The sequence below is a fragment of the Nocardia sp. CA-145437 genome (assembly GCF_050956485.1).
Taxonomy (GTDB): Bacteria; Actinomycetota; Actinomycetes; order Mycobacteriales; family Mycobacteriaceae; genus Nocardia.
In genome coordinates this window covers 4236683-4249114 of record NZ_CP191204.1, presented here as the reverse complement: position 1 = coordinate 4249114, position 12432 = coordinate 4236683, and the positions used below count along the sequence as shown (strand labels likewise).

13 protein-coding genes are annotated in these 12432 nt (G+C 67.1%); 7 read left to right on the top strand and 6 right to left on the bottom strand.

Annotated elements, in window-relative coordinates; all coding sequences use genetic code 11:
• The first annotated feature begins 46 nt into the window (after positions 1-46).
• Positions 47-889 (top strand): alpha/beta fold hydrolase, encoded by an 843-nt coding sequence (locus ACQPYY_RS19810; protein WP_433590508.1) that lies wholly within the window; start codon positions 47-49, stop codon positions 887-889.
• 45 nt (positions 890-934) lie between these two features.
• On the top strand, positions 935-2434 hold the full coding sequence (locus ACQPYY_RS19805) for a flavin-containing monooxygenase (protein ID WP_433590507.1): 1500 nt from the start codon (positions 935-937) through the stop codon (positions 2432-2434).
• Here the strand turns inward: ACQPYY_RS19805 and ACQPYY_RS19800 are convergent.
• The gene (locus ACQPYY_RS19800; RefSeq protein ID WP_433590506.1) at positions 2400-3242 is read right to left on the bottom strand and encodes an ankyrin repeat domain-containing protein; all 843 of its coding nucleotides are present in this window, start codon (positions 3240-3242) and stop codon (positions 2400-2402) included. The genes ACQPYY_RS19805 and ACQPYY_RS19800 overlap by 35 nt on opposite strands.
• A gap of 93 nt (positions 3243-3335) precedes the next feature.
• Here ACQPYY_RS19800 and ACQPYY_RS19795 point away from each other — a divergent pair, with 93 nt between their 5' ends.
• A complete protein-coding gene (locus ACQPYY_RS19795; protein ID WP_433590505.1) occupies positions 3336-3836 on the top strand; it encodes a DUF2199 domain-containing protein in 501 nt (166 codons plus the stop codon).
• On the opposite strand, the gene ACQPYY_RS19790 is transcribed toward ACQPYY_RS19795, so the two are convergent.
• Together ACQPYY_RS19790 and ACQPYY_RS19785 are read right to left on the bottom strand one after the other, a co-directional pair.
• A complete protein-coding gene (locus ACQPYY_RS19790; protein WP_433590504.1) occupies positions 3790-4443 on the bottom strand; it encodes an EamA family transporter in 654 nt (217 codons plus the stop codon). The two genes, ACQPYY_RS19795 and ACQPYY_RS19790, sit on opposite strands and share 47 nt — an antisense overlap.
• Positions 4376-5569 (bottom strand): hypothetical protein, encoded by a 1194-nt coding sequence (locus tag ACQPYY_RS19785; protein ID WP_433590503.1) that lies wholly within the window; start codon positions 5567-5569, stop codon positions 4376-4378. Before ACQPYY_RS19785 ends, ACQPYY_RS19790 begins: the two co-directional genes overlap by 68 nt.
• Positions 5570-5823: 254 nt before the next feature.
• Here ACQPYY_RS19785 and ACQPYY_RS19780 point away from each other — a divergent pair, with 254 nt between their 5' ends.
• A complete protein-coding gene (locus ACQPYY_RS19780; protein WP_433590502.1) occupies positions 5824-7083 on the top strand; it encodes a glycosyltransferase in 1260 nt (419 codons plus the stop codon).
• Between the two features lie 73 nt (positions 7084-7156).
• On the opposite strand, the gene ACQPYY_RS19775 is transcribed toward ACQPYY_RS19780, so the two are convergent.
• Complete coding sequence (locus ACQPYY_RS19775; RefSeq protein ID WP_379103866.1) at positions 7157-7858, bottom strand: TetR/AcrR family transcriptional regulator; 702 nt, start codon at positions 7856-7858, stop codon at positions 7157-7159.
• 89 nt (positions 7859-7947) lie between these two features.
• On the opposite strand from ACQPYY_RS19775, the gene ACQPYY_RS19770 reads away from it, so the two are divergent.
• From ACQPYY_RS19770 to ACQPYY_RS19760, 3 genes are all read left to right on the top strand, one after another.
• Positions 7948-9519, top strand: a complete 1572-nt coding sequence (locus ACQPYY_RS19770; RefSeq protein WP_433590501.1) for a succinic semialdehyde dehydrogenase — start codon at positions 7948-7950, stop codon at positions 9517-9519.
• Between the two features lie 34 nt (positions 9520-9553).
• Positions 9554-10381 carry an SDR family NAD(P)-dependent oxidoreductase gene (locus ACQPYY_RS19765; protein ID WP_379103862.1) on the top strand — a complete coding sequence of 276 codons (828 nt, stop codon included), beginning with the start codon at positions 9554-9556 and terminating at the stop codon, positions 10379-10381.
• Between the two features lie 407 nt (positions 10382-10788).
• Positions 10789-11679: an SAM-dependent methyltransferase gene (locus tag ACQPYY_RS19760; protein ID WP_433590500.1), complete on the top strand. Its 891-nt coding sequence runs from the start codon at positions 10789-10791 to the stop codon at positions 11677-11679.
• A gap of 39 nt (positions 11680-11718) precedes the next feature.
• Here the strand turns inward: ACQPYY_RS19760 and ACQPYY_RS19755 are convergent, their stop codons facing one another.
• Together ACQPYY_RS19755 and ACQPYY_RS19750 are read right to left on the bottom strand one after the other, a co-directional pair.
• On the bottom strand, positions 11719-12060 hold the full coding sequence (locus tag ACQPYY_RS19755) for a hypothetical protein (RefSeq protein ID WP_433590499.1): 342 nt from the start codon (positions 12058-12060) through the stop codon (positions 11719-11721).
• A gap of 140 nt (positions 12061-12200) precedes the next feature.
• Entirely contained in the window at positions 12201-12404 is a 204-nt protein-coding gene (locus ACQPYY_RS19750) for a hypothetical protein (protein WP_433590498.1), read from the bottom strand.
• Positions 12405-12432: the final 28 nt, after the last annotated feature.

Genomic DNA, 12432 nt, shown 5'->3' with positions numbered 1-12432 from the left:
CCGTGGTCCTTCTGAGCAGGGCGGCCCGACTAGGGGAGGGCTTGTGATGGTCGATTTCGAAGCCGAACCGAGCGTGGACTCCGTGGTGTCCGAGGACGGGACCCGGATCGCGTACCTGAGCAGGGGCAGTGGGACCGCGGTGATCGTGATTCCGGGAGTGCTGGCCCTGGCGAGCGGATACGAGCGGTTCGCGACGGCCCTGGCCGGCGCGTTCACCGTGCACACCATCGAGCGGCGGGGGCACGGGGAGAGCGGGCCGCAGCGCCCCGGGCACGGGGTGGAGGACGATTGCGCGGATGTGCGAGCGCTCCAGGACAAGACGGGCGCGGCATTTCTGGTCGGGCACGGCTACGGGGGGTTCGTGGCGCTCGAGGCGGCGCGGCAGAACACGGGGATCGCGAAGGTCGCGGTGTACGAGCCGGGACTGTCGGTGAACGGGTCCATGCCGTTGGGATGGATGGACGCCTACGAGAAGTATCTCGCCCAAGGCAAACCCCTCGAGGCCTTCATCGAGTTCCTGCGGGCGATCGGGCCGGACGCCATCCGGAAGACGCCGCGGTGGATGTTCCGGCGCATGATGCCGGTCATGATGAAAGCGCCCGAGAAAGACGAGGTCATCGCGCAGTTGCCGCAGAATCTCGTCGAGCATCGGCAGTACGCGCGGTTCGACAATACGTATCGGAATTACGCGGAGATCAGCGCCGAGGTGCTGCTCGTCGACGGGGACAAGGACCGGCGGGCATGGACCGTCTCCGACCAGGAGCTACTCGCCTCGGTGATCCCGCGGTGCGAGCGCGTCACCGTGCCGGGGCTGGACCACTTCGGTATCGACAAGGGAGCGCCGGACCGGGTGGCGGGCGTGATCGGGGAATTCTTGGCGCGTTCGTAGCCGCATCGGCCACTGCGCTGGCGGCGTGAAGAATACGCTGGGGGAATGGCCACTACGCCGGAGCACGTCGATGTGCTCATTGTCGGGGCCGGATTGTCCGGCATCGATGCCGCCTACCATGTGCAGCGCGCCTTTCCCGGGCGCACGTATGCCGTGCTGGAGGCACGCGAGGCCAGTGGCGGCACCTGGGACCTGTTCCGCTATCCAGGCATTCGCTCCGACTCCGACATGTTCACCCTCGGCTATCGATTCCGTCCGTGGCTGGGGGAGAAGGCCATCGCCGACGGCGACGACATCCTGGCCTACCTGCGCGACACCGCCGCCGAGAACGACATCGACGGTCACATCCGATACCGGCATCGGGTGGTGCGGGCCGAATGGTCCTCGCCGCGCAACCGCTGGACGGTGACCGCCGAGCACGACGGGGAACCGGTCACCCTGACCGCGGATTTTCTGTTCAGCTGCTCGGGCTACTACCGCTACGACGAGGGCTACACCCCGGATTTCCCGGGCACGGAACGCTTTCCGGGCCCGATCATCCACCCGCAGCACTGGCCGGAGTCGGTCGACGTGCAAGGCCGACACGTCGTCATCATCGGCTCGGGCGCCACCGCCGTCACCCTCGGTCCCGCGCTGGTCGAGCAGGGCGCGCATGTGACCATGCTGCAACGGTCGCCGTCCTACATCATCTCCCTGCCCGCCCGTGACGGCCTGGCCGACCGCGCCCGCCAGTTCCTGCCCGCCCGCGCCGCGTACGCGGTGGCCCGCGCCAAGAACGTCGCCCTGAGCACCGCGATGTACCAACTGTCGCAACGCTATCCGACGCGGATGCGGGCCTGGATCCGCGGCTGGCAGCAACGCTGGCTCCCCGAGGGTTTCGACATCGACACCCACTTCAATCCCAGCTACAAGCCGTGGGACCAGCGCCTGTGCCTGTCACCCAATGGGGACTTCTTCCGCGCCATCCGCCAGGGCAAGCTCGACCTGGTCACCGACCGCATCGCCACCTTCACCGAGACCGGCCTGCGCCTCGAATCGGGCCGTGACCTCGACGCCGATATCGTCATCACCGCGACCGGCCTCAACCTGATCCCCTTCGGCGGCGTCGCCCTCGCCGTGGACGGCCACGACGTCAACCTGCCCGACACCATGGCCTACAAGGCGATGATGCTCTCGGGCATCCCCAATTTCGCCTTCATCATCGGCTACACCAACGCCTCCTGGACGTTGAAGGCGGACCTGGTGTGCGAATACGTCGTCCGTCTGCTCCGCCACATGGATGCCGAGGGCTACACCAAGGCCACCCCGATCCGCGACCCCGCCGTCGGCCCGGCCCCCTTCCTCGATTTCGAGCCGGGCTACGTCCTGCGTTCCCTCGACATCCTCCCCAAGCAGGGCACCCGCGCCCCGTGGAAACTGCACATGAACTACCTCCGCGACCTGCCCGCCCTGCGCTTCGGCAAGATCACCGACCCCGCCATCCATTTCGAACGCGCCGAGCCGCTCGGCGTCACGTGGGTTTCACCATCGCCGCGATCTCACTGAACCCGCGGCGCACCGCGTGGTCATAAGCGGTGCGCCCCTTGGCATCACGAATCGAGACGTTCGCGCCATTGTCCACCAGCACCCGGACGATATCGCGATACACGGCGCTGCCATTGCCGTAGTAGACGGCTTCGAGGAGCGCGGTCCAGCCGAGATCGTTCACGTGATCGATGTCGATATCGGTCTGCCGCAACACTTCTCGCACGTAATCGAGATGCCCCTTCTCCGCCGCCGGAATCAGCGCGTTCCCGCCGAACCGATTCCGCAACGTCAAATCCGGTTGCGCGGGCAGTAGCAATTCCATCATCGCGACACTGCCGGTGACCCCGGTGTTCACCCAGGGACTCTCCCCGCGATCATCTTTGGCATCCGGATCCGCCTCGAATTCCATCAGCACCTTGGCCACCGGCAGATTGTCATCCAGCACGGCGATCATCAATGGAGTCCGTCCCGACCCATCCCGAGTCTCCACCTGCGCCTTCTGATTCAACGCGGTCCGCACCCCGTCAGCGTCGCCATCCTTGGCCGCCCTGAGCAACGCCTTGTTCGCCTGTTCCACCGGCACGTCGACCGGACCGGAATCACTGTTGTCGGACATCATCACCGATCCGTTCTGTGTCTGCCGACTCGTGTCCGCGGTTTCCTTCTCCGCCGGCTCGGCCGAGCAAGCGGCCACGAGCACCGACCCGGCCAGCACCGCGACCCCGACCCGGACTCCCCGAGCACGCCCACGCCACCATGAGGTCCCCATAACCGCTGCTCCATCCGTCGAGTGATTGCCTTCCTCTCCCATGCTCCGCACCCCCACCTACGCCCGAATCGGTGCACCGGCTCCTTCTCCCACCCCCATCCGGCCGACACCACTGTCAACCGATCGGCTGACCCCGCCTACGCTGCCGTCGTGACCAGCTCAACTTTCACCTGCACCAGCTGCGATGAACTTCACGACGGCCCGCCGCTCAGCTTCGCCTTCCCCGCCCCGGCCTACTGGAACGACGCGGTAGCCGAAGCGCCCGGCAGTGTTCTGGGTGAAGAGCAATGCGTCATCGCCGGCGAACACTTCTTCGTCCGCGCCCGCATCATCCTGCCCATCCTGGACAGCGACGACGAATTCGCCTGGGGCGTCTGGATTTCCCTCAGCGAACAGAACTTCCACCGCATGTCCGAACTGTGGAACGACCCCGCCCGAGTCGACGAACCACCCTATTTCGGCTGGCTCTCCACCCAGATCCCGATCTACGCCCCCACCACCATCAACTTGAAAACCAAACTCCACACCCAGCCGCTCGGAGCCCGCCCCCTCCTCGAACTCGAACCCACCGACCACCCCCTCGCCGTCGAGCACCGATCCGGCATCACCCGCGCCCGAGTGCAGTCGATCGCTGAACAGCTTCTCCACTGACACCGCCGACCTGCACCGCCGTCGCGCCGATCAGCATGATGACCGCACCGAGGATCTGGGTCGGGTGGAGCGACTGGCCGAGCAGTAGCCATGCCAGGACGGTGGCGGCCAGGGGCTCGACCACGGCCAGGACACTGGCTGCGATCGGGGACAGGTCGCGAAGGGCTCGAAGACCGGTCAGGTAGGGCACGGCGGTGCCGAGGGCGGCCAGGATCAGCAGGACCGGCCAGGCGGGCGGGTGCCGATCGCCGAGTGCGGTTGGTGCCGTGAGCAGGTCGGACGAGAAGGTCCACGGAGGAGCGATCACGGTGACCGCGACGGCTCCGATCAGCAGGCCGGTCGCGGTGAGGCCGAAGGGGTCGGATCGGCGGGCGCCGTACTCGCCCAGCAGAAAATAGGCGGCCGAGCAGATCGCCGATCCCAGGGCTGCCGTGAGGCCGAGGAGGTTCAGGCCGGAGGTCTGCCGCCCTCTCCGTGACAGCCATCGCTGGATTGTGAGTCCGGGACCAGGAAACCGGCCACTGGATTTCTCTGCCGGTCTAGCGTCCTGGTGGCAGTTGTGAGATGAGCGGGCCCGCGATGCCGAACAGTTTGCCGCACAGCTCATCTCGGCTGTAGTTTCGATCGCTCCACGACGAGACAACCATCTCGACCACACCCACCGGTGCGCCGGCCTGCTCGCCCCGCGGTGCGTCGAAGGCGAGGTTGCAGCTGTGCTCGCTGTAGGACTCCTTCGGGAGGCTCAAGCCCACACGCCCGCCGATCCCGATCGGTCGGAACGTGGTGTGGAATCCAGGGTAGAAGAAGGCATAGAGGAACCGATTGGACCCGGCACTGATCGAGAAGTCGAAATCGTCCTTGTGCCACTGGCAGGCCTTCTTGCCGTCGAACAGGCTGTATCCGCCGATCTTCTTACTCGCCGGATCCAACCCCGCGGCCGTGATCGAGGAGTCGGGAATCGTGCACGGATCCCACACCGTCATGGGTGGTTCTTCGATCGGAGGGCTTGTCGTCGACGGCGTCGGCAGCGGCCAGGTGAGGGTGGTCCGCCGCAGGTTCCTCGGGAGGTCAGCGGCCAGAGCGGTGACGAGGGATTCCGCGCCCGAGCGAAGATCCGGCTTCAAATAGCGCGACTCCCACACGGGCACGGCTTCACCGCCGGACCAGTCCATACCGGAGAGCGTCACATCCATGCGGAGCGTACCGACCCGAGCGCTGGCTCCGCCTTCGTCGTATCCCGGTCTCTGCTGGCCGGACCAGCTCAGCGCTTCCTCACCCACACCAGGCAGAGGCGTGGTCGACGTGACCCAGGGATCCGGCCGGTTGGGCTTCATGGTCGTGCTGATACTCAATGGCGGGGAGACATCGAGGTTGATGACGATGGTGCGTGACAGTGGCCCGGCCGCGGGCACATCGGCCGTGCGTGGCACCGGATTCTCGAGGACTAATTCGCAGCGCACCGAACGGGAGTAGCCCGAGAAATCGGAGCTCTCTGTCCGCAGATGCCGGTTCTCTTGGAACAGCTTTGGGACATAGTCGCGCAGCGCGCTCCGTAGGGAGCGGTCGGCGTCGTCGCAGGAGGGCGGCGAGGTGAACCCGGTCGGGCTATCTGTTTCGGTACCGTACGAGCAAGCTGGCACCGTGAGCAGAATGCCCGCCAGCGCCGCCGACAGCCGAAACCGTGTGCGCCGGTTCCGCTGCCGCGGTGCCGACCGCCGTGAAATCTGATGCATGTGTGGTGTGTCCTTCCCCCGAGTCGATCTTGACCACCGGTGCAGAACGCTACCGACTTCCGCGATGGAGTGTTTCGCGGCCGTCGAGTTCGCTACCCCTGCCGGTGGTACCGGACGGTGAGGGTGCCCGAGGCCGTGGTCGTCCGCCAGCCGCACGCACCTGACTGGGGTGTTCGATCAGTTGCCAAGTGGGAGTGCGCATTCGATATTCGAGGGGTGAATTCGATCGGGTCTCGTCGGGCAGGAGTTGACGCGTGAGCAAGTTGGTTATTGCGGCGATGGGGACTCGGGGGGACGTGGCGCCGTTGCTGGATGTCGCGTTGCGGTTGCGGGACGCGGGGCATGAGGTGGTGGTCGCCGCGCATTGTTTGTTCCGGGAGTTGATCACCGAGGCGGGGCTCGAATTTCGGCTGATGGGAGCCGATGTCAAGGTGGACGAGTCGGATCCGTTCAATGTCGATCTCAGTGGGCACGAGGATCTGGTGGTGCCGGACAAGCTGGCTTGGCCGGAGGGGCAGCGGTTCCTGGGGAACGGGTTGATCGAGGCGTTGATCGATGAGCCGATGGATGCGCTGTTGTTGAGTCCGATCACCGAGTTCTCGGGGTTCCAGCTCGCCGAGGCCAAGGGGATTCCGGCGATCGGATTGCGGCTGTTCCCGTTGTCGGCGACCACGCAGCATCCGCCGAGTCTGGTCGGGGACAAGGACTTCGGGGGGTTCCGGAATCGGCTGACGGCCGATGTCGGGGCATGGGTGTTCGACACCGTTTATCGCGGGCCGGTCGCCGAATTCCGGCGGGACCTGGGGTTGCCGAAGGTGTCCGCCCGCGCACTGCGGCGACGGCGCACCGCGTCGGAATGGCCGGTGTTGCACGGCTATTCGCCGAGTGTGTCGCCACGGCCCGCGGACTGGCGCCCGGGGCTCGAGGTCACCGGCTATTGGTGGCCGCCGCGGCCCATCGACTGGGAGCCGCCCGCCGAGCTGGTGGACTTCCTCGAAGCCGGCCCGCCCCCGGTGTTCGTCGGATTCGGCAGCACCACCGAAGGTCGCGATCGTCGCGCCGAATTCTCGGAGCTGCTGAACGAGACGCTACGGCGGTTCGGCGGCCGCGCGGTCGTGCAGACGGGCTGGATGAACCTCGACATCAGTGGTGACGACGTCCTGACCATCGGAAGTGTGCCTTACGACTGGCTGTTCCCGCAGGTCGCGGCCGCGATTCACCACGGTGGCGCCGGAACCACCTCGGCGAGCCTGCGTGCGGGCATGCCGTTCGCCGCCGTCCCCGGCCAAGCGGACCAGGGCTTCTGGGCCCGACGGACGCGGGAACTCGGCGTCAGCCCGGCCACAATCGCGCAGCAGGAACTCTCCGTCGACCGCCTGGTCTCGGCCCTGCACGCGATGACCACCGACAGCTTCTACCGCGACAACGCCACCCGGCTGGCGGAGCGGATCGCTCAGGAGGACGGCGCGGGCACCGCGGTCAAACTCATCGAAGCGCACCTCGACGCACACTGAAGGGACTCGAATCCATTCAGTCCGTACGCCATTCGATCGCCGGTCCGGGGCCGAACGCACGGCCTGGCCCGGATCAGGCTGATTCGAACAGCCCCGGAACGGTGAGCGCGTACTCCACGTCCTGGCGGGTGCCGAGCATGGTGAGCACGCCGCGAATCATGGTCAACCGCGCGGCATCGATGGTGGCCTGGTCGGGTTCGCCGTGTGGGGCGGCAGCCGAGATGCGGAACACGACGTACTCGCAGGTGTGCAGCGCGGTATCGAGTTCGAGGTCCGTGGGGGCGGGCCGCCCCAGCCCGGTGATCTTGTTGCGCACCAGAACCCGGATGTCGTCGACCACCCGATTCCGATACTCCGACACGGGTGAGCTCGGATCGTGCAGTTCGGCGAACAACGGCGCCAGCATCGAGCCGTGCCCGCCCGCCCAGTGCAGATACGCCTCGATCATGTTGATGCCGAGTTCGACCGGCTCCTCGGTCCGTTCCAGCGCCGACCGGATACCGCCGACGAGGTCGTCGTTGGAGACGGTGAGCACCGCGTGCAGCGGCTCGGTGGCATTGGCGAAATACCGGTAGAAGGTCGGCCGCGCGATCCCGGCCTCCTCGATGATGCGGGCCACGCTCAGCCCGCGGGACCCGTGCGCGGCGAAGACCTCGGCGGTCGCCAGCACTATGCGGGCGCGCACCTGGTCGGCCTGTTGCTCCGTCTGCGGGGGGCGGCCGCGGCGGGCGGGGGTGGCCTTGTCCGCCGGAGGGCTTGACATCGCATGCGTCACGTCTATTAATCTAACACTGGTGTTCATGTAACACTGGTGTTCAGTTAATAGTGAGCTCCACCGGATCCGACTCTTCGAGAGGGCGACCAATGACGACTGCCCCGCAGCTCGCCGCCGCCGATGCGCTGCCTGTTGACCTGGTCCAGCGCCTGCTCGGCCATGCCGTCGCGGGCGGTGCGCCCTCGGTCGAGGTGTTCGCGCCCGCCACCGGCGCCAAGATCGCCGACCTGCCGCAATCCTCGGTCACCGATATCGAGGCCGCATTCGCCACCGCGCGCGCCGCGCAGGCCGAATGGGCGAAGGTGCCGGTCGGGGAGCGGGCCGCCCTGCTGCGCCGCATCCACGATCTGGTGCTGGCCGAGCAGGACGCTATCCTCGACATTGTCCAGCTCGAGACCGGCAAGTCCCGCGTGCACGCCTTCGACGAGGTGTCCGATGTCGCGGTGAACTCCCGCTACTACGCCGCCGAGGGCAAATCGATTCTGGCGCACCGCAAGCCGCGCGGCGTGATGCCGGTGCTGACCCAGGTGGAGGTGCGCAACCGGCCCAAGGGCGTCGTCGCGGTCATCTCGCCGTGGAACTATCCGCTCGCGCTGGGCGCCTCCGACGCGCTGCCCGCGTTGCTCGCCGGTAACGCCGTCATCGGGCGGCCGGACAATCAGACCGCGCTGACCCTGCTGTGGGCCATCGACATCGCCGAGCGGGCGGGTCTGCCCAAGGGGCTGTGGCAGGCTGTGCTCGGGCGTGGCGCGGTCGTCGGCACCGAGGTCATCGCGCGCGCCGACTACGTCGACTACACCGGGTCCAGCGCCACCGGCCGCACCATCGCCCAGCAGGCGGGGGAGCGGCTGATCGGCTACTCGCTCGAACTGGGCGGTAAGAACCCGCTGCTGGTGCTCGAGGACGCCGATGTCTCCGCGGCCGCCAAGATCGCGGTGCGCGCCTGCTTCGCCTCCGCCGGGCAGCTGTGCGAGTCGATCGAGCGAATCTACGTGCACGACAAGGTGTACGACCGGTTCGTCCGCGAATTCGTCGGACACACCAAGGATTTGACGCTCGGCAAGACCCTCGACTTCGGCTACGAGATCGGGTCGCTGACCTTCCCGCGCCAGGTCGACAATGTCTCCAAGCACGTCGACGACGCCGTCGCCCAGGGCGCGACCGTCCTCGCCGGCGGCAAGGCGCGCCCGGACCTGGGCCCGTACTTCTACGAGCCCACCATCCTCGAGGGCGTGCGCGAGGGCATGACGGTCTACCGCGAGGAAACCTTCGGACCGGTCGTGTCGCTGTACCGCGTGCACAGTGACGACGAGGCCGTCGCGCAGGCCAACGACACCGCCTACGGCCTCAACGCCAGCGTGTGGAGCCGCGATACCGCCCGCGGCCGCGAGGTGGCCGCCCGCGTCAACGCCGGATCGGTGAACGTGAACGAGGGCTTCATCGCCGCCTGGGGTTCGGTCGCCGCGCCGTCGGGCGGACTCGGCATCTCCGGCACCGGCCGCCGCCACGGACCCGAGGGACTGCTGAAGTACATCGACACCCAGACCATCGCGGTGCAGCGGGTGCTGCCCATCGCGCCGCTGCCGGGCATGTCGGAGCAGCTGTGGGCCAAGACCATGACGCTCTACCTGAACGTCATGAAGACACTGCGGCAGAAGTGATTCCGCCGACCATTCGACAGGGGTACAGAGGGGTATGAAGACCGTAGCCGGTAAGAAGGTCCTGGTCACCGGGGCCGCCATGGGTCTGGGCAAGTCGTTCGCGCGCCGCGCGGTGGCCGAGCAGGCCGCCGATGTGGTGCTGTGGGACGTCAACGAGACGGCGCTGAAGGAGACCGCTGCCGAGCTGGCGGCCCTGGGCAGCAGCCGGATTCACCACTACGTGGTGGACGTGTCCGACCGCGACGCCATCGCCGAGGCGGGCGCGACCGTGCGCGCCGAGGTCGGTGGCATCGACGTGCTGGTCAACAACGCCGGCATCGTGCGCGGCAACGGCTACTTCTGGGAGACCGCGAACAAGGCCGACATCGACAAGACGATGGCGATCAACTCGCTGGCCCCCATGTACATCACCCTCGAGTTCCTGCCCGCCATGGTCGCCAACACCGGCGTCGAGGCACGTGTGCTGAACATCGCCTCCTCCGCGGGTCTGGTCTCCAACCCGCGCATGAGCGTGTACGCCGCCTCCAAGTGGGCGGCCCTGGGCTGGTCGGACTCGGTCCGCCTGGAACTCGAGCAGTCCGGCACCGACCACGTCAAGTTCACCACGGTGTGCCCGACCTACATCAACACCGGAATGTTCGACGGCGCCAAGGGTTTCTGGTTCACCCCGATCCTCGAGCAGGAGGAGGTGGTCGACACCTCCTGGACCGAGATGAAGAAGGGCTCGGCCCTGGTCGTCCTGCCCTGGACCTCCCGCCTCAACCGCGCCATCTCCGGCCTTCTCCCGCTGAAGCTGCGCGACTTCTATCTCAACACGGTGGGCGTCTACCACTCGATGGACGAGTTCACCGGCCGCAAGTAGGGATTCGCGCGGAACGACGAACGCGCTCCGACGCGACGCACCGACACCACCCGGCCGTCTGGTCCGGGTGGTGTTCGCTATCGGGGCCCGGTGCGGATCGATACAGAATTCACCCGGGCCGGCGATGCGGCAGACTTCCTGTCATCGAGGATGCCTGAACATTGCTGAAAGTCAGAACTGACGGCTGTTCGGGAACGTGGCGGAGAATCCCGGACTGATCCCCAGATTGTCGTTGGCCTCATCTTCGTGGTGCAACGGGTCGGCGCGTGTATACGTGCAGGACCTGGCTACGGAAGGTGTCTGGATGGTTGCCGGAGTTTCCGTATGGGCGCAGAATCGACTGGGTTGATACTCGCGTTTGGCTCGATGAAACTCGGACGATCTCTGACACCAGTGGGGTGACCTTGATGCGAACCGAAGGGGATAGCTGGGACATTGTGACGAGCGTGGGCCTGACCGCCCTGGGCGTCGCCACGTTTCGCGCACTCGAGACGGTGGATCCCGAGCCGATGATCCACGACGGCTACGCGGCGTGGTTCGTCGAAGCGGCCGGTGAACCGCACTTCGTCGACATGCTGGCCGACCCGGAGTCGGTGGGCGAGGCCAGGCGGTTCGGGCGGTTCATGGGCGTTCGGACGAGGTTCTTCGACGAGTTCTTCGCCGCGGCGTTTCAGCGGGGTGTGCGGCAGGCGGTGATCCTGGCGTCCGGTCTGGACGCGCGGGCGTACCGGCTGGATTGGCCCGCCGGCGCGGTCGTCTTCGAGATCGATCAGCCCCAGGTGCTGGAGTTCAAGGACCGGGTTCTCGCCGAGCACGGTGCCGTGGCCAAGGCCGATCGCCGCGTGGTGGCGGTCGATCTGCGCGACGATTGGCCCGCGGCGCTCATTGCCGCCGGATTCGATCCGGGCCAACCCACGGCGTGGTCGGCCGAGGGGCTGTTGCCGTTCCTGCCGGGTCACGCGCACGACGCCTTGTTCGAGCGCATCGACGCGCTGTCCGCGCCCGGCAGCAGCGTGGCCTCCGACGAGTTCAGCCGCGGCCTGGACCCCCAACACTTCGCCGACACCGAGGAAAAATTCTTCGGCACCAACCCCTTCGGCAACCTGGACGTCAGCGACCTCCTCTACGACGACGCCCGCGCCGACCCAGGCGACTGGCTGTCCCGCCACGGCTGGTCGGTCCACGTCACCACCCCCGTCGACCTCGCCGCCGCCTACGCCCACCCGATCACCGACCTGCCCGCCGAATTGCTCGACCTCATGCGCCAGGGGCACTACTCGCGCGCCGAGAAGCAGTGAACCCGGTACGGCTCCTCGCCCCGCAATCTCCTTCGAAGGTCATCCCAGGCGATCCGGCGAGACGGCGTTGGCGTAGTCGGATTCGCGACCGCCCGACGGCATCACGATCACCTGGCAGTTGTGCGATTCATGCCAGTGCACATGGCCCTCGATCAACTCGCCGCGGGCGGGCAGCTCCGCATCCGTTGGCAGGAAAGTGACCCTGACCAGGCCGATGGCATCCGGGATCTGGTCGATCTCGATGAAGACCCCGAACGGCTGCCGCCCGATCACCTTGCCGGTCACCGGGCTGCCCACCGGCAAGGACTCCACCGTGGCGGCCCATGCCGCACGGCTGCGTCGCGCCAATTCCACGTTCTCGGGCCAAAAGTGCTCAACCACGGTACGAGCATGTCACCAGCGTGCTCCTGTGCCGCGAACGAGTCTCTACCGCATAGCGTTCCGGCCGCTGCGGGGTGCAGGAATGGCGGCGGCCCGCTCGGTCGAAGCCGAGCGGGCCGTCGGTGGTGTGGCTGTCGGGGTTACGGCCAGCACCAGTCCAGGGTGGCGGAGCCGGGGGTCGGGATGTGGAGGCAGATGGTGATCGAGATGTAGGGGGCGTCGATGTTCTGCAGCGCCGCGGGCTGGGCGGCGGGCTCGGCCGCGGAGGCGGACGGGGCCGCGAGGGTCAGCAGGGGGACTGCGAGTGCGGCTACTGCTGCCGAGCGGGCGATGGATGCCAGCATCTGGGTTCTACTCCTCCAGGTCGCGACT